Origin of the sequence: Cupriavidus sp. SHE, assembly GCF_000812445.1 — a bacterium.
GTDB classification, from domain to species: Bacteria; Pseudomonadota; Gammaproteobacteria; order Burkholderiales; family Burkholderiaceae; genus Cupriavidus; species Cupriavidus metallidurans.
Window position 1 is genome coordinate 1 of sequence record NZ_JWMB01000016.1, and the last position, 22,974, is coordinate 22,974.

Here is a 22,974-nt window from a genome sequence, read left to right on the forward strand (position 1 = left end):
TTCCTGCCCGCTGATCGCGTCACTACAGGGTGGAGCAAGCTTGGCAGGTTCGGCTATGCCTTAGCGTGCTTTATTTTCCGTTTTCTGAGACGACCCCAACTGGCACAACAGGATGCGTGGATCCGCGCGCGACGGGCGGCGATCGATGGCTCGCTGGGCCGACTCGACCGGGATTTCGAGAAGTTGCTGAAGTAGGCGCCGATGCCTGCTGCGGTTCTGTCGCGATAACAGTGGCGTGGTGAAGCCAGCGAGCGATCGACTGAAACACCACGCTCGACCATCATTGGCTCAAGATGACGCCAGTTGAGCTTTTTGTGATGAGGAAACAAGGATGTACGGACTGATTGGAAAGATGAAGGTCATTCCTGGACAACGCGAGGCACTAGTCTCGATCCTCCTTGAGGGCGTTAGCGGAATGCCTGGCTGCTTGAGCTACATCGTTGCCCATGATCCGAATGATGCTGATGCGATCTGGATCACCGAGGTCTGGGACAGCCAGGATAGCCATCGAGCCTCCCTGTCTTTGCCGTCAGTGCAACAAGCCATCGAGCGCGGCAAACCACTCATCGCGGGTTTCGGCGAACGATTTGAGACAACACCGATTGGCGGCCAGGGGTTAGCAACTCCCTAGAGGCAACCGCCACCGTCTTCGTCAAGACCGGTTTGCCAACCACCGCACGGGCGCAGCGGGCCAAGTTCAACGAGGCCGCGTATCGTGGCACGCATAGCAGCCGGACTGACGCGCTTTGCATGTTCAAATGGGCAGGTGCGCCATATACTGAGTTCACTTCTACAGTAGCGAGTTCAAGTTTCGGCTCTTGATGAGCACCCTTAAGCGCCGCAGCCAGACTTTTTCCTTGGACATTAGGTGGCAGCCCTTGCTAAAGGACTTCGAACTTCGAACTTCGGCTTCCGACCGGATCAAGTACTGCGCCGAGCGGGGCTTCCTGACGACCTGACTGGACCGGGCAAACACCTGACAGCGCCCGTCACGCCATGCGCCTGAACTGAGGAAAAGCACACCTTGTCCACGCCCACCGATCAACGCAAGGTGCTGCTGGCCGGCGCCACCGGACTTGTAGGAAGCCTGATGCTTCAGGCTCTGCTGGCAGATCCGACGGTCTCGCAGGTTCATGCCCTGAGTCGCCGGCCATTGCGTGTCCATCATCCCAAGCTTCAGGTCCACATCGTGGATTTCAGCCGTTTGCCCCTGTTGCCGCAAGCCGACGAAGTGTATCTGGCGCTCGGCACCACAATCAAGGTGGCCGGCAGTCAAGCGGCGTTCCGCGCCGTCGACCTGGAGGCCAATCTGGCCGTAGCCAGGGCTGCGTTCGCCGCGGGGGCCCGCCGCGCAGGTCTGGTTAGTGCTGTAGGAGCGAACGCCAAGTCCTCAACGTTCTACAGCCGCGTCAAAGGTGAATTGGAAGACGCCCTCAGATCAATGGGGCTGACGACGCTGGTGATCGCGCGACCTTCGCTGCTGCTGGATTCCCGGGATGGCCTGCAGCAACCGCCGCGCATCGGCGAGCAGATCGCCATCCCGATTGCGAAGCTGCTGGCTCCACTGTTACCCGGAGCCTATCGACCAGTACACGCGCAAGCGGTCGCGCAGTCCCTCGTCAAGACCGTGCCTACGGCGGAGGGAGTGGTCGTTCTGCCTTCCGACGTGCTCACCAGCACTGGCAACGCGCTCTGAGCGCGGCCGGGTCTCTCAGCGCGTTCCTGCCCGCGGCGCAGCTCAATCTGGCTGCTGCGCTGTCGAAAGCTGCTGACATCCCTCTTCGTACATCAATTGGCAACGGCCGTCTTCCACAGCATCAGTGCGCCAATGTTCAAGGCGACGGTGCCCCAGAACACAACCTGGAACGCCTGCTTCCGGTTCTTATGGCGGAGGAGGTGTTGGGCAGCGAGCGCGCCCGGCCACCCGCCGCAGAGCGCAATCAGATGCAAGTTCGCCTCAGGAATGCGCCACGCATTTCGGTTTGCCCGCGTCTTGTCGTCAGCGTACGCGAGGAATGCGACGACACTAGCCAGAACGCTGACGATGCCGGCATGTCGAGGGAGGTAACCGCCGAGCGCACCAACCACCATGATTGCCAAGGCCGCCAAACCTACGAGCGCCGGCAACCAGCTTGCGCCGGAGCCGGAGGCGGACTTCGGTGCGCCCGCTATGGCCACGTTAATCGCTTGCATCCGGCCGTCCTTTCCTCTGATGAGCTCGAAGCTCACGCGATCACCCGGCTTCGGTTGAGTTGAGCGTGTCTGCAACGCGGTGACATGAAAGAACACATCCTTGATGTCCGCGTGAATGTCGATGAACCCGTAGCCCTTATCGGCATGCCAGGATCTGATTCGTCCCGCTTTTTTCATCTTCTTGGGGTTGGTATTGCTGGAGGCATCAAGTGTATGAGATGTGAGGGGCAGTGACACTTGCGGCGGGGCGGGGCATAACGCCCCTAGTGCGTAGCCGCAAAATCCGGACCGGGGTGCCGCCAAGGTGACTCTGGTGCACAGCCAGCCTGAGCCCACGCCTCCCCTGCCCCGGCATATGGCCCGAATTCAATTGCCTCTCGACAAGGTCGCTTGCCGGCCAGGAGGTGACCCTCGCGCTCCCGACACGAAAGGCCGCTTCTGGAGCGCTAACGGACCGTCGGCTATGCTGTCGCGAGCTACGGACACCCCACTTCGCAATCATGGATTCCGCCGCGGCCCGATGCTACCGTATTGCCCTTGCTCGTGTGTTTAGCCCGAGTTGCTCTCAGCGCAGCACTCAAATGAAACTCTCAATATATCAAGCGAAGATATTGTCATTCCTCTTTGAGAGCTTGCCCACTACAGATGAAGTGGATTATCTGGAGTTTTCGCTCTCAGGTTCGTTTTCAGGAAAATATCGTGTCGTACATTCTGAAATCCGGGATGTCGATACGCCGTCGCGGATAGTGTTCAACTTGCCAACCTATTCGCAAAGCGTCTTCCTAGCACTCACGAAAACCAATCCGAGTGAGACGGCGCTCATCTTGGCAAATCTAGAGGACTATGAGCGCGAAACGTCCAAAGCACTACGACCCGGAGAGACAGTAGTGCTGCCAAACGAGCTTTCCTCGATTGCATGTGCGCCGTACGGAGTGGTCTTGCTGAGAGCGGCGACATCAGTTGATTGTGAAGCAATACCTGACAATAAGGACTTCGATGAGCGGCGGACGAGCTTCTCCCTGGTGGTACCGCTCACCAAAGATGAGTCAGAGATTCGAAATCAACTCGGTCACGATGCCTTGATGGATGAGTTCGAGCGGTCTCAGAAGCAATTGTTTTTCTAATACCCAACATTCGGAGCATTGGGCTAAGCAGCCTTGGGGAGCCACCACCGGCTACGGAACGGCGCTGGACGGGATCGCGTATATCGGACGAAGCTGCAAGCACTCGGTGCCAGACGACCGAGTTCGGGCCCGTACCGGTCATCATTGCTAAGACCGCTGGATGTCCGAGTAGGGTCGTTTTCCGACACCCCCCCGTAAATCGCGAAGAAGCAAAGAAAAAGCCCTCAGGCCGGGAGGAATGAGGGCTGGAAGTGGTAACAGGCGAGTCGCGGCAAACGCCCGTGCCGGCATGATGACCGGATCGGCTGCCGTTGCACATCGCCAATTCTGGGTATATGCACGGCCGGTGGCTCTGTTTATCGGGCTTGCCGCCGCCGTCCCGGATGTCTTTTTTAGTACTCGCCAAGCACCCAGCCGCTGATATACGCGAAATACTCGCGCAGCCAGGCGTTGTAGCGGATATAGAGCGGCGTGGCGGCAGCCGCGCCGGAAAGTGTCGTAAAGCCCGCTTTGCGGGCGATCCGCTCGGCGCGCAGTAGATGGAAGTCGCTGGTCACCACCAGCACGGGATCGGTGGCGCGGACGCCGTGTCGGGCCAGTATCTCGCGGCTGAACTGCATGTTTTCCGCGGTGCTGGTGCTGCGATCCTCGCGGATCAGGCGATCCGGGACCAGGCCATGCGCCAGCAGGTAATCCCCCATGATGCCGGCCTCGGTGCAGGGCAACCGGCCAAAATCCTGCCCACCGCTGACGACCACCGATGCCGCCGGGAAACGGCTGGCCTGTTGCAGCCCTTCATCGAGCCGGGCCGCGAGCGTGGGCGATACCTCGCAGTTGGGCGACCCTGAACCCAGAATGACGATCGCCACGGGGGCGCCCGCCGCCGATGCGTTCGGCGCCATGTCGGCGATGCCGTGCCGCATATGCTGGAAGAACATGGCGACGCTGACCAGCCACACAATCAACCCTGTCCAGCCGGCGCGCCAGAGCCATTGCCGCCAGGGCACCGCCGCGCGCCACCGGGCGATGGCGGCCCAGCCCCAGGCCAGGCCCATCAGGGCGACACCCAGCGAAAACGGCAGAACGATGCCGAAGTTGAACACACCCATCAGCATCAGGGCGATGCCGTCGCCCGCCAGCAAGGCTCCCACCACAGCCATGGCCAGTCGCCATGCAGGCTTGCCGCCGTACTGCTTGTCGATCATCACCCGCCCGAGAAGTTGTCGTCAGGCGGGCAATGCTACCCGTACCGCGTGGCGGCGGGCAAATGACCGCTCGGATCAGCTGCCGAGAAACGTCAGCACGGCCTGGGTGAAGCCCTCCACCTGCTGCAGATTCGACAGGTGGGCGGCGTACAACTCCGTGTAGCGGGCGCCGGGGATCGTGTCGGCCAGATAGCGGCCGTCAGCGGGCGGCGTGGGGATATCGCCCGAGCCGGCGATCACCAGCGTCGGCGTCTGGATGCGCTGGATCTCGGTGCGCAGATCGGAATCGCGCACGGCCAGGCAGTTGGCGGCATAGCCGCTCGGATTGGTGGCGCCGAGCATGGCCTGCAGACGCTGCACCAGTTCCGGCTGCTGCGCGCTGAAGTCCGGCGTCAGCCATTTGTCGACCACGGCCGCCGTGATCGCGGCCATGCCCTCGCGCTCCACCAGCGCGGCGCGATTGGTCCAGTTCTCGGGCGGCCCGATATAGGCCGCGGTGTTGCACAGCACGAGGCGGTTCAGGCGATCCGCGTGATGCAGCGCCAGCCACATGCCGGTGATGCCGCCCATCGACAATCCGCAGAAATGCACGCGCTGCAGACCCAGATGGTCGAGCAGCCCGATCACATCGCCGCCAAGCTGCGCGATGCTGTACGGGCCGGGTGTCACGCCCGACTCGCCATGGCCGCGCGTGTCATAACGCAGCACGCGGAAGTGTTGGGACAGCGCGGCGATCTGCGGCTGCCACATGTCGAGGGTGGTGCCGAGCGAGTTGGACAGCACCAGCACCGGCAGGTGCTCGGCGCCATCCAGGCGGTAGTGGATCCGGACGTCGGAGAGGTCGGCAAAAGGCATGACGGCTCCCGTGGTTCAGTTCTGCGCGATAGCCGAGCCGTGCTGCGCCAGCGCGGTGACCTTCATTTCCATGTACGGATACAGCGGCAGACCGGTCAGCAGCGTGTGCAGTTCGTCGGCATCCTTCACGTCGAAGATGCTGACGTTGGCGTAAAGGCCAGCCACGCGCCACAGATGGCGCCACTTGCCGTCGCGCTGCAGTTGCTGTGAATAGGCTTTTTCCTTGGCCTTGATCGCATCGGCCACTTCCGGGTCGAGCGATTGGGGGATACGGACGGTCATTTCCACCATGAACAACATGTGGGGGCTCCTTGTGAATCCGGCGAAATCAGACGGTGGCGACGGGCGTCACCGGCGACCCCATCGCACCCGGCAGCCGCAGCGGCGGCGCCGACAGGAAAAAGTGATGACGACCCTCGGCACGCAGCCATGCGGCGAGATCGCGCAGGTACCACAGCTCGCCCAGCGGCAGGCCGAGCTTGAACAGGCAATGATGATGCAGGGGCAGCATCGGCACCGGCCCTGCTCCCTCTGGCGCGGGCCGTGCCGGATAGCGCTCCACGGCGTAGTTGTCCGCGGCGATTGCGGCGATGCCGGAATCGGTGATCCATTGCAGCAGGCGTTCGTCGCGGCCGTCCAGCGCGCAGCAGCTATGGTGCAGCACCTCGGCATCGGGTTGGCCGGCCATCTCCATCACCATCTCGGCAAACCCGGTGCGCAGCACAAGGATGTCGCCGGGTTCGACCACGATGCCATCGGCCTCGATCACGCGCATCAGGTCGTCGTATCCGACCGTGCGGCACTCGCGCCCGTAATGCGCGGCCAGGTCGATCAGCACGCCACGCGCCTGGATGCCGTGCGCGGCGAAGGTCTCGATGCCGAGCGCGTCGGCGTGGCTGTGGTCATGGCCGCACGGGTGCGCGGAGAAATGATCGCCTTCGGCGTAGTCGACCGGGCCAACGATGTCGGTATTGGGGCGAAAGCCGTTGTAGTAGACCCGCTCGGCCACGCCGTCGCCATCGGCATCGAACAGCGCGCCGACGTGGGCCAGGGAATCCCACTGCGTCGAGTACTGCATCGACAGCAGTACCTGGTCGTCGCTCAAGACATCAAGCGCGTTTGGGTCGACCTTGGCCAGCGGAAAGTTGACGTACGCCACGTCGTCACGGAACGTGGGTCGCAGCACCGGCGGATGCCGGCGTGGATTGAGAACATTGCCGCCCGGCAGATCGAGCGGCAGAGACAGGCAGAACGTCTTGCCGCTGCGGATTTCGCGGGCGGCGGCACGCACGCGCTCCGCGGTAATCAGGTTCAGGCGGCCGAGTTGGTCGTCATCACCGAAGTCGCCCCAGTTGGCGCCTTCGGGCCGTTGCTTCCATCGTTTCATGGCTGACGCTCCGGACTGGCGTTCAGAGATGGCAGACGCCGTCCAGGTACGCCTTGCGCCAGCGCACGATCCGGATGTCGGCGAACAGGCCGGCCGTGAAGAACGGATCGGCCTCGATCAGTGCCCGCGCGGCCTCGCGCGTGTCCACGTCGACGATGTAGATGCCACCGCCGCCATCGCTGCCGTCATCATTGAGCTTGGCCCCGCAGGCCAGCAGCAGCTTGCTGTTCTCCGCCAGGAACTCCAGGTGCGCGGGCCGGTTGGCCTGGCGTACATGCTGGTGTTCGGGCTTGTCGAAGGTCTCAATGAGGTACGGCATCGAATGTCTCCTGTATCGGTTGTCAGATCTGCGCGCCCCAGGCCAGCATGGCGACGATATAGATCGCGCCGACCCAGAACATCATGATCACGGTGTAGCCCATCACGTCCTTGAGCTTCAGCTTCGACAGCGCCAGCGCCGGCAGAATCCAGAACGGCTGCACCAGGTCATTCCAGGCGTTGCCGAGCATGACCGACATCGACGTCTGCGCCACCGAGCTGTTGATGGCCTTGGCCGCATCGATCATGAACGGACCCTGGATCACCCAGTGGCCACCGCCGGACGGCGCGAAGAAGTTGATCACGAACGAGCTGACCAGACCCCAGAACGGCAGCGTCTGCGGCGTGGCGATATCGACGAACACGCGCGAGATGCTGTCCACCAGCCCGGAGCCGGCCATGACCGCCATGATGCCTGCGTAGAACGGATACTGCAGGATGATGCCGGAGATCGTCTTGATGCCTTCGTTCAGCTTGGCCACGTAGTTGGCCGGAGTGCCCAGCAGCAGCACGCCGATAAACAGGATCAGGAAGTTGATCAGGTTCAGGTCCAGCGAACCACCCTGCGAGAAATGCAGACCCGCGTAGGCCAGCCCGCACAGCCCGATGATCAGGCTCAGCAGGCGGCTGTTGTTCATACGCGTGGCAAGCGTGTTCTCGATGCCCATGCTGTGGCCGTGCCCGGCGGCGCTGTCCTCGGCGGTGTTCTCCTCGCGGATTTCCACCACTTCCTTGGCATCACGCGGGTGCAGCATTGCGTTGAGCAGCGGCAGCGTGACGATGACGGCAAGGCTCGTCAGCAGCATCGGCGTGGAGAAGATCGTCTCCTTGAGACCGATCACGCCCATCAGCTTTTCCATCGGGTGGCCCGGGGTGGAGATCAGTACCGGGATGCTGGCAGACAGGCCCAGGCCATACATCGTGAAGCCGCTGTAGGCCGAGGCGATGATCAGAGGGTAATGCACGCCCTTGACCTTCAGCGCCAGCTTGCGGGCGATGATGCCGCCGATCACCAAGCCGAAGCCCCAGTTCAGATAGCTGCCGATACCGCCTACCAGCGTGGCCACGATGATGGCGCCGCGCGGCGTCTGCACGCGGGCGACGATGGCGTTGAGGAAGCGGTCGACCAGCGGCGCGGTGGCCAGCACGTAGCCCATCGCCAGAATCACCGCCATCTGGGTGGTGAACGAGAGCAGGTTCCAGAACCCCTTGCCCCAGTTCGTGATGACCGCCTGGGCGGCCTGTCCTTCTACCAGCATTGCCATGACCATCGTCAGCAACGTCAGGCCGATGGCGAATACAAAGGGGTCCGGCAAATACCGGCGCATCAGTTCAGTAAAGAACCCGGCGACCTTACTCAAGATCTGTCTCCTACGAAATCCGAAATGAACGCATATCGAACTAGCGTTCTACATGCGAACGTCTTGTATGAAGATCGGGAGCGTAAGAGTCCGTATGCGCAAAGTCAAGTTAATGAATTGCTTAATTAGTGCGGAAGTCACAACTATCCGATGCTGCATTGCAGCGCGACATGCTCTGCCTGACCTGGGGCCTCTGGCCTTGCGAATACGCCAGCAATCGGATTGCGCAGTGCAGCATTGACGCGCGGTCGGACGGCCTCGATCTGGTCGATATCCGCACAGAACCGCTATGCAGAAAGGAGAATGCCCCGGCCAACGAGCGTGCCGGGGCGGAAGGAGAAGGCCCGAGAGGTTTCTCGGGCCAGGTTGAGGTCCACTTGAGGGCTACGTGATGCCGAATCGGCGGTCGAGCGAGAAGGCGCCCGCCCCCCGGCCAATCAGGAAGAGTTGCAGCGTGGCCCAGGTCAGGTGCGTGGGCCAGGCATCGGGATAGACAAAGATCTCGATGACCAGCGTCATCCCCAGCAGCGCGAACGCTGAAAATCGCGTGAACAGGCCGAGCACCAGCAGCACCGGAAACAGGTGCTCGGCGTACGCGGCCAGATGGGCCGCGAGTTCGGGCGGGATCAGCGGCAGGTTGTACTCCTGCTCGAACAGCGAATAGGTGCTGTCCTTGATCGTCAGCAGCCCGGTGACCTTGGTGCGGCCCGACAGAAAGAACACCGAGGCAATTGCCAGCCGTGCCAGCAATGCCAGAAACGAGTCGCTGATCAGCCGCGAGGCCCGCGTTGTAAGGTTCGACCAGAGCGTGGTATCGGCCCGCACTGGGGAATCGGTATGGGATACGTTTGACATGGCTACCTCGGCAAGCTGGATAGGCTCAGTGAATGTCTGCGCCGTGAATGTCTGCGAAAACCCGCGCGCCAAGCAGCGTGGCCAGCAGGCGGGCGATGTCGATGCCAGGCTCGGCAATCGTGGCGGACTGGCAGGCGATCTGAAGGCTGGCGCCGGCGGCGCAGGCATCCAGAAAGGCGCACATGCCCTGCGTGGCGTGTTGCCAGACCACGGCACCTTCTGGCCGCGTCAGCAAGGCGCCCTCCCCGATCCATTCCAGTTCGCCTTCGAGGTCACGCTGCTCCCGATTTGCCCGCCAGATCGTGAAGGCAGGCGTTTCGAACCAGCGCCAGCGCACGCTGGCGCATGGCCGTAGCGCCGCGCCAAGGAGATCACCCCCGTTCAGCGTGGCCAGTGCCGCCGCGTCCAGCGCCTCGTCGTCGGCGGCCAGGTGGGACTCGGTCCAGAGGCGATCCAGACGTGCCACGTCCGGCAGGTATGGCAGTGCCGCGGCAGGCTCGAATCCCGACAGGAAATCGGCGAATTCCTGCCCATACTCAATCAGGCAGACGCTGCGCGGGGGCTCCGCGCAGACGTGGATCAGCGCCGCCGCGCGAAACCAGTCCTCCCCTACCAGCCGCAGGACCGTCGGGAAATTCGCGGCCAGCGCATCCACACAGCCCTTGAGCACGGTGTTGCGATAGACCTTGAAACCGGGCTGCTGCGTCAGCGGCGTGATTGGGGTCCACGGCGGCGCGATGCCCGGCGGCGCCAGAATGGCGCGCAGGAAATCGTCCTGAAAGTGATGTCCGTTAGCGTTCATGATGTGGCGACCTCCGCGTCCAGGATGGACTGCGCGCGATCCCGCTCGTCAAGCAAGTCGGCGAATTCGGGAATGTTGTCGTCCCGTTCGATCAGCGTCGGACGCTCACCTACCCGCGCCACGAAGCGGCGATATAGCGACCAGACGGCCTCCGCCACCGGCGCATCGTGCGAGTCGATCAGCAGTGACGCGCCGAACTCGTCGTCGAAGCTATGTCCGGCCAGATGAATCTCCCGCACGGCTTCGGCCGGCACGCGGGTCAGGTAGTCCCACGCGTCGTAACCCATGTTTCGGGCGCTGACGTAAACGTTGTTAATGTCCAGCAGCAGCCCGCAACCGGTGCGCCGCACCAGTTCGGCCAGAAAATCGGTCTCGCTCCAGTCGTGCTCGTCCATGCGCAGGTAGTGCGACGGGTTCTCCAGCGCGATGGCACATCCAAGGCGGTCCTGAACGCGGGAGATATTGGCCGCCACTTGCGCCAGTCGGGCCGTGGTCCGCGCCACCGGCAACAGATCCGGCACGTAGCGCCCGTCCAGCGTCGACCACGCCAGATGCTCGGAAACCAGCACCGGCTCGATCCGCCGCAAAAGTGCGTGAAGCCGATCGAGATGCGCCTCGTCCGGCGGGGCATCGCCCGCCAATGACAGCGACACGCCGTGCAGTGCCAACGGATGGCGCTCCCTGATGGCCGTCAGCCACGCCAGGCGCGGACCGCCTGCCATCAGGTAGTTCTCCGGGTGGACCTCGAACCACAGGCCCGGCTCGGCGCATTGCAGCGCCTGCTCGAAGTGTTGCGGCTTGAGTCCAAGCCCCGCGCGTGGTGTCGCTGTCATGGTAGACGTCTCCAACGGGCTGCTATCCGGCTTACATCGGCTTCAGCGTGCCCATGCCGTGCGGCGTCTTGATCGTCGCGCAGGTACCAACGGGCACGGACTTGAAGTGGTCGCGCTCGTAATCGGTCTTCTGGGTACCGGCGCACGTCGTGCCCGCCCCCGCCTTGCAATCGTTCTGGCCGGCCATGGCCACGCCGTAGCACTTCTCCATGGCGGGCTTGTCCTTGGACTGCTGCATGGTGCTGTTCTGCGCCAGGGCGACGCCCGAAGTCAGGGCGGCCAGGGTCACGGCGGCGGCGAGCTTGATGGTGTTCATGGCGATACTCCTTGAGAGCGGATCAATGTGAAGGGAAGTCAGATATCCGTGGTCCCGCCCGGCCTGCCTTGCGACGCAAGGTTGTTGGGCTCGGTGGTCGGATGATCTGACTGTCAATTCGCCGGGGATCCGTCACCGGTTACAGCCGCCTGGGAGAATATTTTTTTGTGGTCCGCTGTAACCGGATGGCGCCTGCCGACGAATAACGGAGAAGCACATGCACGCGGATTGTCGCCATGGGTGCACTCACATATCATTTCGAAGCGATCACCCCTGAACCTCGTGACGATGTTGATCGATCAAATCTCCGCGCAGTCGTCGCCTGCATGAAGCCCGCTCCCGAGCGCGCCGGCATGGAGGCCATGGATGCGGTGGAGCAGCGCCTGCGCGCGCTGCTCCTGGCCGGCCTGGGTGGCGATCAGGCCGCCTATCATGCATTCCTGACCGAACTGACCGGCCGGCTGCGCGCCTTTGTCCGGCGGCGGCTCTATCAGTTGCAGGATGAAGTCGAGGACATCGTCCAGGAAACGCTTCTGGCGGTGCACAACGCCCGGCACACCTACCGCGCCGAGGAACCGCTGACGGCGTGGGTTTACGCGATTGCCCGCTACAAGCTGCTGGATTTCCTGCGTAGCCGTTCCCGTCACGGGGCGACGGAGTCGCTGGACGATGTCGCGGACATCCTCTGCCATAGCGACGATGCGCCGGCGCACGATGCACGACTCGACCTGAGCGGCCTGCTCGAGCAACTGCCGGACAAGCAGCGGCTACCGATCCTGCACGTGAAACTGGAGGGCCTGTCGGTGGCTGAGACCGCCCGGCTGACGGGGCTGTCCGAATCGGCGGTCAAGGTAGGTATTCATCGCGGACTCAAGGCATTGGCCGCCAAAGCGCGCCTGTTCACATCATGAAGACAGACGATCTGATCTCCCTGCTGGCCACCGGCATCCGCCCGGTGGACCCGCACATCATGCGCCGGGCGTTCGTCCAGGCGCTCTGCGCCGGGGCCGCCGGCGCGCTCCTGCTGCTGACCATGACGTATGGGGTGCGCCCAGACATCCGCGTGATGCTGGTCACGCCGATCTTCTGGCTCAAGGTGGCGTTTCCGCTGTCGCTGGCAATCGGCGCATTCGTTGTGCTGAAACGGCTGGTGGTGCCCGGCGCGCAGGTGGGTACCCGTTGGGCGGTGCCGGGCGTGCCGGTGCTGGCGGTGTGGATCGGCGCCCTGGCGGTACTGGCCAATGTGCCGGCAAGCCAGCGGCTGCAACTGATGCTCGGCATGACGTGGAGGACCTGCCCGTTCAATATCGTGTTCCTGTCCTTGCCGCTGTGCGTGGCGGTGGTCTGGGCGGTTCGGCAGATGGCCCCAACGAACCTCCGCGCCGCCGGCGCCCTGGCGGGTCTGCTCGCCGGTTCGGTGGCGACTATCGTCTATTGCCTGCATTGCCCGGAAATGGAGGTCCCGTTCTGGGCAATCTGGTATCTGGCCGGGATGCTGATTCCGGCGGCGCTGGGCTGGCTGTTCGGTCCGCGCCTGCTGCGCTGGTGAGACGCCACGGCCACACCCTGCCCCCCGCGCGTGGCCCGTCTCAGATCTGATCTGCAAGATATCGAATTCCGCAAACGCGCGGACTGAATATATTGGCTGTGTCCCGGGACGCTGCCCGTGACCCCGTTTCTTGCAAACAATCAGAACATTCTCTGAAAGGGGGCTGCGATGGTCAGCAGAGTCCCGCGCAGGCCGACGCCGGCCGCCGGCAAGACAGCTTCAGTCAAAACGCGTGTCGATGGCCCCGTGGTAATCCGGCCGATTCCGATCCCGATCCCGCTCCCTGTCGCGCCCGATCCCAATCAGAATTTCTTCGACGCGGGCCGCCCCGGTCAGCCGGTGGTCCGGCAGGACGACCTGCTCGTGCTGCGGGTGGAACTGAACAATCTGACCGTGCAGCGAGGCAGCCCGCCACGGCTGCGCAAGACCGGCAGCGGCGTGGCCACGCTGGTCCTGCATTTTCCGCCTCAGTCGATCTTCGAGCAGGCGTTCGCCGAATCCTCCCCACCAGCCGTTGATCCCCCCGTCACGCTGCCGGCGCGCGCGCGTATCGCGGGCGAGTCGCGCATCGCGTTTGCTGTGCCTGATGGCTTCGATATCCCATACACGCTTGAAGGCGTGCTTACGGCCGTGCGCGATCTGCCACTGGCCGTTGGCGCCAATGCCCTGCCGCCCACGGCCGCGCAACCGCCCCTGTCTTTTCCCGAATGGCTCGGCGGGCTGATCGCGCAGGCAACCGGCAATCTGACGCTGGCCCAGCGCGCCGCCCTGCCGAGCATCACGCTACGCAACCTGAAGCTCGCATCGGTCCAGCGCGATACGTCGACGCTTGAGCGGCGGCAGGTGGCCCCGGCTACGGCACGGCGCCGTGCGGCCCTGCCGGCCATCGACGTTCGCCGGGGCGTTACCACGGACGTCGGGCTGGGTCCGATCCTGTCGGGCCTGAAACCCCGTCCCGCCGAACCTACCGCCCAGCAGACCGCGCTGGAGGTACCCTGGCGCCTGATCCTGAGCCCCGATGCCGATGAGCGCTGGCATCACGCGGTGGCGCCAGTCACCACGCCGGACGGACATACGGAGCTATGGCACACCCAGCTCGTGGCACCCACCGATCAGGGCACCATCGTGCCCCCGCACCCCGACCCCAACCGCATCGTGCGCGCGGTCTGGGCGCTGGCGGGTGAAGGGACGTCGAAGCCGATGCAGGCCAAGTTTCCGGCCGCCGTCGGGGAACTGCCCAATCCCGCGGACATGCCGTTCAAGGCAGCACTCAACGACATGGACCGCTACAGCATTGTCCATCTGTCGTCCAACTTCTCGCGCTCGGGCTACACCCCCGCCGCGATTCCTGCCGATCAGTTGATGCTCTCCGCGCTGGGCGCGTGGATCAACGTGCGTGGCATATGGGACGGCCCCCAGTCGATCGACCTCGTCGCCTGGACCCATCGCGGCAGCATGGGGCGCGACCACTACGTACGCACGGTCAAGCGCGGGTTTCTATGGCCCTTCGGGCACCGCGCGGTGCTGGTCGAAGTCACCGAGCGAAAATTCCAGCATGGCGGCGTGCCCGGCAATGCGGCGGTGCTTCGCAAGCGCACGTTCATCATCGTGCGCGAACGCGAGCGGTCCTTCACGGAGACCGATCTGCGCAGCGGTACCGATGGTCGCACGCAACTGCATCTGCAGATGCCCCTGACCAGCGTGCGCATCCTGAGCCTGGTGACGCCGGACCTGAGCCCGGTGACGCCGACGACGGCCCCGATCTGGCCCCTGGTAGGCGGCGTGCCGTTTCCATTCCGCTGCGAAGGCACGGATCTCGACGGGCGCGCTATCCGCTTCGACCTGCCGATGGTGTTCATGTATGAATCCATCGCCATGGACCCGAGCACTGCGAACGACACGTTCGCCAAAGCGCAGACGCTTTGGGATCAAGGGCTGCCACCTGGCGAGGTCCCCGGCACGGGACGTGGCGCGACGATGGCGCCGCAATCGATAACGCTGGCGCGTAGCGCCCAGCCCGGTGACACGGTGCTGGAGGTGCGCGAGCTACGCTTCGGCGCGGAAGCTGGCACCGGCAATCCAACGCTGAAGGCGTACGGCCAGACCCAGCAGCGTCCTGCCTTCTATCCGAAGGTGGTTCGGGCCACGGTGCGCATTCCTGCATTGGCGCAGCTTACGGGCAGCGGCGACGCCAACGTGGTGGAATGGAACAACACCTACCTGACCAGCGAGTTCGGCGCGGACAACAAGGGACAGGTGTTCGTCAGCATCGTGCCAAACGATCCGAAGAACAAGGCCCGGCTCGATTTCTCCGCACAGGGGGATCGCGCTGGCGGCTTCGTCCAGCCGAACCTCAGTCCGAGCGCGGTGTCTCGCCTGACCGGGCCGGTCACCGGCACCGTCAACGATTTCGTGGGCGGGCGCATGACCGGGTCGGATGCTTTCCCCGGCGCAGGACTGCCCAACCTTCCGTTGCTGTTCGGATGCATTCCACTCGGCGCGGTCATCGAGACAGTGACGTCGTTGGTGGACACGCCCGAGCAGGTGCCGCGCTTTGTCTCGGAGTGCGGCAGCCAGGCCGAACTATTCCTGAACGGTCTGGCGCAGCTTTATGCCGCCTTGACTGGGCTGGCCGGGCAGACTGGCAGCGCCGCCACGGGCGGGGTGAGCGCCATCGGCTCGACGGTGGCAGACCTGAAACAGCAGGCCGCCACCTACGCGCCGGGGCTCGTTGCCGATGCGCAGGCGCGACTGGACGCCCTGCAAGCCGCGCTGACCGCACTCAGCAACGCTATCGCGCCACTGGTCAACACGTCGATCGACGCAGCGCCAGCCCTGCCCAATCTCGCCACGGCGATCACGGCTGTGCAGAGCGCCTCGGATCAATTGCGCGCCACCGCGGGTGCGACGGTCGCCGGTGTCTCGCTACCCTCTGGCCTGCGTCAGTCGTTGGTTCAGGCCGCCAACGTTGCCTCTGCGCTTGCCGGCGACCTCGGCACGGTGGCCGCGCTGGTGGCCGAAGGCAAGGCGCTGTTCGCCGCGCTCGATGCGATCCTCGGCGACCCGAAGGCGTTCCAGGCCCTGCTGAGCAATCCGGATGCGCTTTTTGCTCACCTCAAGGCCGTGCAGAACGCGCTGGCACCGCTGCGGAATACCCTCGCCAACTTCCGGCTGCTCGAAGGCGCGGCGCGGCAGACGCTGTTGAACGTACTCGACGCGATGATGCAGGCGCTCGCAGTGAGCGATGATGTGCTCCGCGCGCTTTTGCAGGTGCTGTTCGGCGATGAACTGACCATCCGCTTCAACTGGAACCCGCGCATCGTCAGTTGGCCGGCCTCCGGCCCGATCTTTCACCCCAACGACCCCGCCGGCTTCTCGGTGGCCGTGGAGGCCAAGGTCAAGAAATCGGGCGGCGGGCAGCCGAAGCTGACGGTCGTCAGTTCGCTCAAGCATTTCGACCTGATCCTGATAGGCGCTGCCGGCTTCCTGGAACTGAATTTCGAGAAGATCGAATTCCGCGTTGGCACCGCCGACAAGATGAACGTCGACGTGCTGCTCAACGACATCAAATTTATCGGCCCGCTCTCGTTCGTGGAGACGCTGCGCGACCTGATACCGCTCGACGGCTTCTCCGACCCGCCCTACCTGGATATTTCCACCCAGGGGATCGATGCGGGCTTCAACGTGGCCCTGCCGTCGATCTCGGTGGGCATGTTCAATCTCAGCAACCTCGCGCTGGGCGCCGGGTTCACGGTGCCGTTCATCGGCCAGCCGCTGGCGGTGCGGTTCAACTTCTGCACGCGCGAGCAGCCGTTCAATCTGTCGGTCTGCATGTTTGGCGGCGGCGGGTTCTTCGGCATCACGCTTGATCCGGGTGGCATCCAGTTGCTGGAAGCCTCGTTCGAGTTTGGCGCCAGCATCTCGGTCAACCTCGGCGTGGCATCCGGTGGTGTCCATGTCATGGCCGGCATCTACTTCCGCATGGAGCAGGACAACTGCGCCCTGACCGGCTATTTCCGCCTTGGCGGCAGCGTCAGCGTGCTGGGGCTGATCACGGCGTCGATCGAACTGTACCTTGCGCTGGCGTACGAATCGCAAAGCGGCAAGTGCGTGGGGCGCGCGCAGTTGACGATCGAAGTCGAGGTGTTCCTGTTCTCCACCAGCGTCACGATCAGTTGCGAGCGAAAGTTCGCCGGCGCGAACGGTGACCCGACCTTCCGCGAACTCATGGGGCTGCAGCCGGCCCTGCCGCTGACGGACGAACTGGCGCTGATCCACGACGACACCGAGTACGCCTGGCGGCAGTACGCCGAGGCATTTGCCTGACCCGACGTTGGTCAAACAGGGGGCTGCGCATGGCCACGCAAACGATTCTCTGGACGGTCCTGCCCGCCGGGCGCGTGACCGAGGGGGCCTTGAAGGGGCGCCTCAAGGTGTCGGTCGTCGCTTCGCCGCGACTGACACCCGAACGCGCGAACGAGCGAGCGCTCCGGGCCTTTCCTGAATGGCTGCTCTGGCCAAGGACCGTGGCCGAGGCAAAGTTCGGGCTACGCATCGGCACCACGTTGCTGCCACTCGAGCCACTTGGGCCGCTTGCCGGTCAGGCACAGCCCGACGTCGATCTGTGGAGCCAGCTTTTCGCGCCGGAGACGCCGGTTGATGGCTTCGTCTTCAAGGACATGAGCCGGGTCAACCTGCGCTCCTACGCCGTGCGCAACGTGCTCGGCCTGGCGCGCAAGTACTACGCGCAACTGGCCGTGGGCGCCACCAGCCGGCACCCGACGTTGTTGCCCTGGTCATCGGCCAATCCGGCATTACGCGCCATGCTGATCGACATGGGGGCACCGCGCGAGGTGGGCGCGGAGCGCCAGGGTGGCTTCGCACGTTTCTTCAACGACGGCGATGGCGGCATCGAGCAGGTGCTGCGCAATAGCGTATTCGGCCCTAACTCGAAATACTCGGGCATCGCGGCCGGCATCGGTGTCGACAGGGGCGGCAACCCGGTCAACGGCGCTAGTTTCCCGGTGCGCGTGCTGCCGCCGGACTGGCAGCCGCCCAACGGCAAGCCCGATACGGCGTTGATGGCCAACTGGGCCACCGCCGCCGAGTACACGCTGTACCAGGCCGACCGCTTCTATCGCCGAGAACCCCTCTCGGCAGATGCGCTTGCCATGCGCCGGCCGAGCGGCAAGGACATTCCCCCGCCGCCCGAGACCCAGACGCTCGACTTCCACAAGCGTCTGGCGTCCTACAGCGACTACCCAGCCCTGCTGCGCAGACTTGGTGTGCTGCTCGACTTCGTCCTGCCCGCCGAGAACCCGATCGATCAGCAGGTCCGCCAGCAAGGCAACGCGCAAGGGACGATGCAACTCGATCTGCGCTGGGCCAATGATCACGATCCCGGCGTGGATGGCTGCCCGGCCACCGCGTGGCAGGCCGACTCGCAACGCTTCACGGCCCGCCCGCGCACCAACGATCACCACATGGGAATGCTGCGGCTGGGCGGCGCCAATGATCGCTGGGACCAGTCGAAGCGTATTCCGTTCGACGTCTATCAGGTAGACCCGGACGGCACCGCGCTGAAGACCGTGGATTTTGTGCTGTCGGCGCAGCGGCTGATCGACAAGAGCCACAAGACCGGCACCGATGGCGCGGTGACCTACACCACCGGGGACGACCAGCCCGTTGCCGCGTTGCGTGCCGGAGGGATCGGTGTCTCCCGCCATGGGCGTGCCGCCGCACTGGCCTTTGGGGCGGCCAGCAGCGCCGCCAAGGATGGCGCCGTCCGCAGCGGCGCGGCGGCTTCAGCCGGGATTGCCCTGTTCACGGAAGATGTGCTGCGCGGGTATAGGGTCGACGTGCAGCCGATCATCGGAGGCAAGCCGGGCCGCTGGCAATCGCTGTGCCGGCGGCAAGGCGCGTACCAGATTGCCGCGACGGGCGCGAAGCTCTCGCTGCCTGCCGACGACGAGGGCTACGTCAAGGGCGCATCGACGACGAGTACCGCCAACCCTTCCAGCGGCGCTGACCCAGACGATCACTATCTGCACGAATCGTTGTTCCGCTGGGCTGGATGGAGCCTGGTAGTGCCGCGTCCGGGCCGCACGCTGCGCGCGCAGGATGGCGATTCGGGCGTGCAGGCCGAAGTGCCGACCGATGTGACCGATGCCGCGGCCGCTACCGATGGGAACGGCATCCTGGCCAGCTTCGTGGCCGCGAAAGGCAGTCTGCCCCGGCTGCGCTTCGGCTTTGCCTATCGCTTGCGCGCGCGGCTGGTCGATCTCGCCGGTAACAGCCTCGATGTCGACGACCCCTCGCTCGGTGACGGAGAAAACGAACTGGAGGTCACGCAGCCAGTCACGTACTGGCGTTTCGAGCCGGTGGACCCGCCCGTGCTGGTGCAACGCGCGCGTGCCAGCGAGGGGGAGTCGCTGGAACGCATGGTCATTCGCAGCAACTACGACGCCGATCCAACCACCTTTTTGACGACCGGCGCGTTTGCCGATGCGATCAAGCTGCCCGCTTCCGCCGATTTCGCCTACACGCCTGCGAACGAGCGGCATGTGGTGCCACCCAAGGCGTCGCAAACGCTGTGCGAGACCCACGGTCTGTTCGATCCGATGTTCGGGTCCGCATCGGGTATCCGTGACGCGTACGCGCTGGCCGCGCGCGAATCGGGCACGCTCTACGATGCCGGTCCCGGCACTGACGTGGCGTTGATCACCCCCACGGCGCTGGCGAACGTTGCCACCACCGTCGCGGTGCCGCCAGCCCTGCCGTCGCCGGATAACCCGACTGGCGACCGGCTCGCGGCTGGCCAGTACGTGATCCATCGCGAGGCACGGGTGCCAACGCCGTGGCTGCCCGATGTCGCAGCCGGGGGCATCGCGCTGCGCGCCGCGCCGGGCAGCCGACTGCCCGGCGTGACCGGGCCGATGTCACTGGGCGCGGGCGCCGAGATCGTCGCCATTCCGGGTAACGAACTCGTCCTGATGGTGGCGTTCGACCAGCGCTGGCCAGATACACGCGGGCTGCGCATCGTGCTGGCCGAGCGCATCGGGCTGCTCGCCGATCCGCACTGTCAGGTCACGTATCCCGACGACGGCGCGCCGCGCTGGGACGCCGACGCCCGCACCCTGACGTTCTTTCTGCCCAAGGGCCAGATCGCCAGGCTGACCTATGCCAGCTTTGTCCATCCCGACCTGATCGGCACGTTCGGCCTGCCAGACTGGGTGGATACCGCCGCCGAAAAGGCGCTGCTACAGCAGATGGCGCTGACTGGCGCGGCATGGATGCTCACGCCGTACCGGCCGCTGGTACTGGTTCACGCGACGCAGCAACCGGTTTGCACGCCGGAATTCCTGACCGGACTGGGCACAGCACGTAGCCCGGGCGATCGCTTTGCCAAACTTGGCGCGCGTGTGCGGGTGCATGGGCCGAGCACGGGCAAGCTGGAGTTGCAGGCGACATGGACCGAATGGATCGATGACCCCGCCGACGCCGCAGGCCCCCGGGTCGCGCAATGCGAGGGCACGCTGGCGGAGATCGCCCTGCCGGAGAACGGACCCAACCTCGACAGCCTGGGTCCGCTTGTCGATGCGATGATCGCTGATCCGCAACGACCCCGCGCGCGCGGCGACCAGCACGAATTCGGCGATACGAAATGCCGTCTGGTGTCGTACTGCCTGCGGGCTACGACGCGCTTCCGCGAGTACCTGCCGGCGGCCCTTTATGCGGACCCGAACGCCATCACCCGTACCGGGCAATTTGCCCAGGGGCCGCGCATGGTGCGTGGCGCCGACGACGATCCAGGCGCACCGATGCTGCGGGCTGCCGACGCCACCGACGCCACCGACGCCTATACCGTCATACCCGCCAGCGCTCCGCCGGATGCGCCGCGCGTGCGCTACTGCGTGCCGACGTTCCGTTGGAGCGGCACGCCCACCAACACGGACTTCGACACCACCCGGCTCGGCAACGGCGTGCGCGTATGGCTGGATCGCCCGTGGTTCACGTCCGGCGAAGGCGAACTGCTCGGCGTCGTGTTGCCGGCCCGCGGGGATTTCGCCAGCATCCCGCTGCCGCTCGAGGGGCTCGTGACCCAGTGGGGCGCCGATCCGCTCTGGGATTCGGTACTGCCGAAAATGTCGATCCACGACACTGACTTCCCGGCGCGGGTGACATCGGCAATGGCCCCACTGCAGGAAGCGGGCAAACCCAAAGTCATGGTGGTCGGGCATCGGGTTCACTGGCACGCCGAACGCAGTTGCTGGTACTGCGATATCGAGCTGGACCCGGGGTTGACCTATATGCCGTTCGTGCGGCTGGCGCTGGTCCGCTACCAGCCAAATGCGATCGACGAGGCGCTGGTGTCGAAAGTCGTGCTCTGCGACTTCGCTCAGGTCCTGCCGCGCCGACGCGCCACCTTCGCCCGCACCGGAACACAGGTCAACGTCAGCCTGCGCGGTACCGTGCCGGCCCACGGACCGATGAAGTGGTCGGCCGATGGCGAATATCTCGACATCTCGTTTATCCCGCCATTCGGCACCGAGGGCGAGACCGGACGCAACAAGGTGGAAGTCGTGCTGCAGACGCGGGACCCTGCCATCGACAGCGATCTGGCCTGGCAGGATGTTCGCGTGCTGGCGGACAGCCTGCTGGACCCGAAGGCCCCGCTGAATATCGGCACCGTCGGCCAGCATCTGGTGGGGCAGGCGCCGCAGCGCATCGTCCCCGAAGTGCTAGGGCTTGGCCGCATCGCGCCCCCGGCTGCCGTCACCGGGGCTATTGGGGCAATTGGGGCAATTGGCGCCATTGGGGCAGCGGGGGCAATCGACGTGACACGGCCATCGCTGGGCGACCTGCTGGATCCGGTGATCTGGTCCGGCACGGTCACACTGCCCGATGTCGCCGGCAAGCCCGCACGGCTGGCGATCCGGGAGTTCGAGCGGTATTACACCGACCGCACCGTGCCAGAAGTCCGGGCCGGCAAATCGTTGCGGCGCCGGGTGGTGGAGGAACGTCTGGTCTACACGACATTCTTTCCGCTTGCCTAAGTTGCAGCGCAACACAAATAATAGAGCGGCTTGTACCTCACGTGATTCACCCAACGGAGAGACACATGGCCGACGATGGCAAGACCGCCGCACCGCCGCCAGGGCGGGAGCCGCTGCTGATCGACCTGGCGCTACAGGGCGGCGGCGCGCACGGCGCCTTCACCTGGGGCGTGCTCGATCGGCTGCTCGAAGAGCCGTGGCTGGAGATCGACGGCATTTCCGGCACCTCGGCCGGCGCCATGAACGCGGCAGTGCTCGTGCATGGCCACGCGCTTGGCGGTGCCGAAGGCGCCCGGCAGGCGTTGTCGGACTTCTGGCAGCGCGTCTCCGAGACGGCGCGTTTCAGCCCGTTCCGCCGCAGCCCGCTGGACGTGATCCTGGGCCGCTGGACCCTCGACGATTCCCCGCTGTTCGTCGCCGCCGATCTGGCTGCTCGGATCTGGTCGCCCTATGACCTGAACCGCGCCGGCAGCAATCCGCTGGCCGATATCCTGCAGGCCAGCATCGACTTTGAGCTGCTGGCGCGCGCGCCTATCCACCTGTTCGTCACCGCCACCAATGTGGAAACCGGCCGCGGACGCGTGTTCAAGAACGCGGAGGTCACGTCCGAGGTACTGCTGGCCTCGGCGTGCCTGCCCACGGTATTCCAGGCCGTGGAAATCGACGGGGTGCCGTACTGGGATGGCGGCTACGCCGGCAATCCGACGATCACGCCGCTGGTGCGGGAATGCTGCTCGCACGACACGATCCTTGTGCAGATCAACCCCGTGGCCCGCCCCGGCGCGCCACGCAGCGCCCGGGACATCGTGAACCGCCTCAACGAAATCTCGTTCAACGCCGCGCTGCTCAAGGAGTTGCGGATGATGGCGGTGCTGCAGCGCGTGGCCGATCCCGGTGACGCGGAAGGGGCTCAATGGGCCAATATGCGCATCCACCGCATTGCCAGCGACAAGATCGCGGAGTACGGCACGGCATCGAAGATGAATGCGGAGTGGTCGTTCCTGTGCCTGCTGCGCGACGAAGGACGTGACGCGGCTTCGCAATTCCTGGCCGAGCACGGCGATGCGCTCGGCCAGCGCTCTTCGTTCAATCTCGACGAACTGCTCGAGGAGATCTGAAC

20 protein-coding genes are annotated in these 22,974 nt (G+C 64.7%); 9 read left to right on the forward strand and 11 right to left on the reverse strand.

Going from position 1 to position 22,974, the window contains the following annotated elements:
- The 3 genes from RN01_RS34565 to RN01_RS07495 all read left to right on the forward strand — a co-directional run.
- The coding region (locus RN01_RS34565) for a hypothetical protein (protein ID WP_039016661.1) at positions 1–195 on the forward strand (195 nt) is incomplete at its 5' end.
- Between the two features lie 136 nt (positions 196–331).
- Positions 332–631 carry a putative quinol monooxygenase gene (locus RN01_RS07490; protein ID WP_017516116.1) on the forward strand — a complete coding sequence of 100 codons (300 nt, stop codon included), beginning with the start codon at positions 332–334 and terminating at the stop codon, positions 629–631.
- 393 nt (positions 632–1,024) lie between these two features.
- Complete coding sequence (locus tag RN01_RS07495) at positions 1,025–1,696, forward strand: NAD(P)H-binding protein (protein ID WP_024569372.1); 672 nt, start codon at positions 1,025–1,027, stop codon at positions 1,694–1,696.
- 92 nt (positions 1,697–1,788) lie between these two features.
- Here RN01_RS07495 and RN01_RS07500 read toward each other — a convergent pair whose 3' ends face one another.
- Entirely contained in the window at positions 1,789–2,430 is a 642-nt protein-coding gene (locus tag RN01_RS07500) for a cold shock and DUF1294 domain-containing protein (RefSeq protein WP_231582267.1), read from the reverse strand.
- A 344-nt stretch (positions 2,431–2,774) separates the two neighbouring features.
- Between RN01_RS07500 and RN01_RS07505 the strand changes: the two genes are divergently transcribed.
- A complete protein-coding gene (locus tag RN01_RS07505) occupies positions 2,775–3,317 on the forward strand; it encodes a hypothetical protein (protein ID WP_024569373.1) in 543 nt (180 codons plus the stop codon).
- A gap of 392 nt (positions 3,318–3,709) precedes the next feature.
- Here RN01_RS07505 and RN01_RS07510 read toward each other — a convergent pair whose 3' ends face one another.
- The 10 genes from RN01_RS07510 to RN01_RS07560 all read right to left on the reverse strand — a co-directional run bounded on the left by RN01_RS07510 (position 3,710) and on the right by RN01_RS07560 (position 11,249).
- A complete protein-coding gene (locus tag RN01_RS07510; RefSeq protein WP_024569374.1) occupies positions 3,710–4,522 on the reverse strand; it encodes a YdcF family protein in 813 nt (270 codons plus the stop codon).
- Positions 4,523–4,597: 75 nt separating this feature from the next.
- Positions 4,598–5,377, reverse strand: coding sequence for a 3-oxoadipate enol-lactonase (gene pcaD, locus RN01_RS07515; protein ID WP_017515351.1), 780 nt, complete (start codon positions 5,375–5,377; stop codon positions 4,598–4,600).
- 15 nt (positions 5,378–5,392) lie between these two features.
- The gene (gene catC / locus RN01_RS07520; protein WP_008646082.1) at positions 5,393–5,677 is read right to left on the reverse strand and encodes a muconolactone Delta-isomerase; all 285 of its coding nucleotides are present in this window, start codon (positions 5,675–5,677) and stop codon (positions 5,393–5,395) included.
- A 28-nt stretch (positions 5,678–5,705) separates the two neighbouring features.
- Complete coding sequence (locus tag RN01_RS07525; RefSeq protein ID WP_017515352.1) at positions 5,706–6,764, reverse strand: cyclase family protein; 1,059 nt, start codon at positions 6,762–6,764, stop codon at positions 5,706–5,708.
- A 22-nt stretch (positions 6,765–6,786) separates the two neighbouring features.
- Positions 6,787–7,083, reverse strand: coding sequence for a YciI family protein (locus RN01_RS07530; RefSeq protein WP_008646080.1), 297 nt, complete (start codon positions 7,081–7,083; stop codon positions 6,787–6,789).
- A gap of 22 nt (positions 7,084–7,105) precedes the next feature.
- Complete coding sequence (locus tag RN01_RS07535) at positions 7,106–8,443, reverse strand: short-chain fatty acid transporter (RefSeq protein WP_017515454.1); 1,338 nt, start codon at positions 8,441–8,443, stop codon at positions 7,106–7,108.
- Positions 8,444–8,827: 384 nt separating this feature from the next.
- A complete protein-coding gene (locus RN01_RS07545; RefSeq protein ID WP_017515456.1) occupies positions 8,828–9,298 on the reverse strand; it encodes a DoxX family protein in 471 nt (156 codons plus the stop codon).
- A gap of 25 nt (positions 9,299–9,323) precedes the next feature.
- Positions 9,324–10,100 carry a DNA-binding domain-containing protein gene (locus RN01_RS07550; RefSeq protein WP_024569375.1) on the reverse strand — a complete coding sequence of 259 codons (777 nt, stop codon included), beginning with the start codon at positions 10,098–10,100 and terminating at the stop codon, positions 9,324–9,326.
- Positions 10,097–10,933 carry a DUF692 domain-containing protein gene (locus RN01_RS07555; RefSeq protein ID WP_024569376.1) on the reverse strand — a complete coding sequence of 279 codons (837 nt, stop codon included), beginning with the start codon at positions 10,931–10,933 and terminating at the stop codon, positions 10,097–10,099. Before RN01_RS07555 ends, RN01_RS07550 begins: the two co-directional genes overlap by 4 nt.
- Positions 10,934–10,964: 31 nt before the next feature.
- The gene (locus tag RN01_RS07560; protein WP_008646072.1) at positions 10,965–11,249 is read right to left on the reverse strand and encodes a DUF2282 domain-containing protein; all 285 of its coding nucleotides are present in this window, start codon (positions 11,247–11,249) and stop codon (positions 10,965–10,967) included.
- 326 nt (positions 11,250–11,575) lie between these two features.
- Between RN01_RS07560 and RN01_RS07565 the strand changes: the two genes are divergently transcribed.
- The 5 genes from RN01_RS07565 to RN01_RS07585 all read left to right on the forward strand — a co-directional run bounded on the left by RN01_RS07565 (position 11,576) and on the right by RN01_RS07585 (position 22,972).
- On the forward strand, positions 11,576–12,160 hold the full coding sequence (locus RN01_RS07565; protein WP_049799845.1) for a sigma-70 family RNA polymerase sigma factor: 585 nt from the start codon (positions 11,576–11,578) through the stop codon (positions 12,158–12,160).
- A complete protein-coding gene (locus RN01_RS07570) occupies positions 12,157–12,798 on the forward strand; it encodes a DUF1109 domain-containing protein (RefSeq protein WP_017515745.1) in 642 nt (213 codons plus the stop codon). The genes RN01_RS07565 and RN01_RS07570 overlap by 4 nt, the downstream gene beginning before the upstream one ends.
- Before the next feature lie 168 nt (positions 12,799–12,966).
- Positions 12,967–17,124 carry a hypothetical protein gene (locus tag RN01_RS07575; protein ID WP_024569377.1) on the forward strand — a complete coding sequence of 1,386 codons (4,158 nt, stop codon included), beginning with the start codon at positions 12,967–12,969 and terminating at the stop codon, positions 17,122–17,124.
- Positions 17,125–17,153: 29 nt separating this feature from the next.
- Positions 17,154–21,854, forward strand: coding sequence for a hypothetical protein (locus tag RN01_RS07580; RefSeq protein ID WP_024569378.1), 4,701 nt, complete (start codon positions 17,154–17,156; stop codon positions 21,852–21,854).
- A gap of 65 nt (positions 21,855–21,919) precedes the next feature.
- Complete coding sequence (locus RN01_RS07585; RefSeq protein WP_017514259.1) at positions 21,920–22,972, forward strand: patatin-like phospholipase family protein; 1,053 nt, start codon at positions 21,920–21,922, stop codon at positions 22,970–22,972.
- Positions 22,973–22,974 lie beyond the last annotated feature (2 nt).

Bases quoted from the DNA above. Each gene is read 5' to 3' on its own strand.
- RN01_RS07490 (WP_017516116.1), top strand. From the start codon at position 332: ATGTACGGACTGATTGGAAAGATGAAGGTCATTCCTGGACAACGCGAG.
- RN01_RS07505 (WP_024569373.1), top strand. From the start codon at position 2,775: ATGAAACTCTCAATATATCAAGCGAAGATATTGTCATTCCTCTTTGAG.
- RN01_RS07510 (WP_024569374.1), bottom strand. From the start codon at position 4,522: ATGATCGACAAGCAGTACGGCGGCAAGCCTGCATGGCGACTGGCCATG.
- pcaD (WP_017515351.1), bottom strand. From the start codon at position 5,377: ATGCCTTTTGCCGACCTCTCCGACGTCCGGATCCACTACCGCCTGGAT.
- catC (WP_008646082.1), bottom strand. From the start codon at position 5,677: ATGTTGTTCATGGTGGAAATGACCGTCCGTATCCCCCAATCGCTCGAC.
- RN01_RS07525 (WP_017515352.1), bottom strand. From the start codon at position 6,764: ATGAAACGATGGAAGCAACGGCCCGAAGGCGCCAACTGGGGCGACTTC.
- RN01_RS07530 (WP_008646080.1), bottom strand. From the start codon at position 7,083: ATGCCGTACCTCATTGAGACCTTCGACAAGCCCGAACACCAGCATGTA.
- RN01_RS07545 (WP_017515456.1), bottom strand. From the start codon at position 9,298: ATGTCAAACGTATCCCATACCGATTCCCCAGTGCGGGCCGATACCACG.
- RN01_RS07550 (WP_024569375.1), bottom strand. From the start codon at position 10,100: ATGAACGCTAACGGACATCACTTTCAGGACGATTTCCTGCGCGCCATT.
- RN01_RS07555 (WP_024569376.1), bottom strand. From the start codon at position 10,933: ATGACAGCGACACCACGCGCGGGGCTTGGACTCAAGCCGCAACACTTC.
- RN01_RS07560 (WP_008646072.1), bottom strand. From the start codon at position 11,249: ATGAACACCATCAAGCTCGCCGCCGCCGTGACCCTGGCCGCCCTGACT.
- RN01_RS07565 (WP_049799845.1), top strand. From the start codon at position 11,576: ATGAAGCCCGCTCCCGAGCGCGCCGGCATGGAGGCCATGGATGCGGTG.
- RN01_RS07570 (WP_017515745.1), top strand. From the start codon at position 12,157: ATGAAGACAGACGATCTGATCTCCCTGCTGGCCACCGGCATCCGCCCG.
- RN01_RS07575 (WP_024569377.1), top strand. From the start codon at position 12,967: ATGGTCAGCAGAGTCCCGCGCAGGCCGACGCCGGCCGCCGGCAAGACA.
- RN01_RS07580 (WP_024569378.1), top strand. From the start codon at position 17,154: ATGGCCACGCAAACGATTCTCTGGACGGTCCTGCCCGCCGGGCGCGTG.
- RN01_RS07585 (WP_017514259.1), top strand. From the start codon at position 21,920: ATGGCCGACGATGGCAAGACCGCCGCACCGCCGCCAGGGCGGGAGCCG.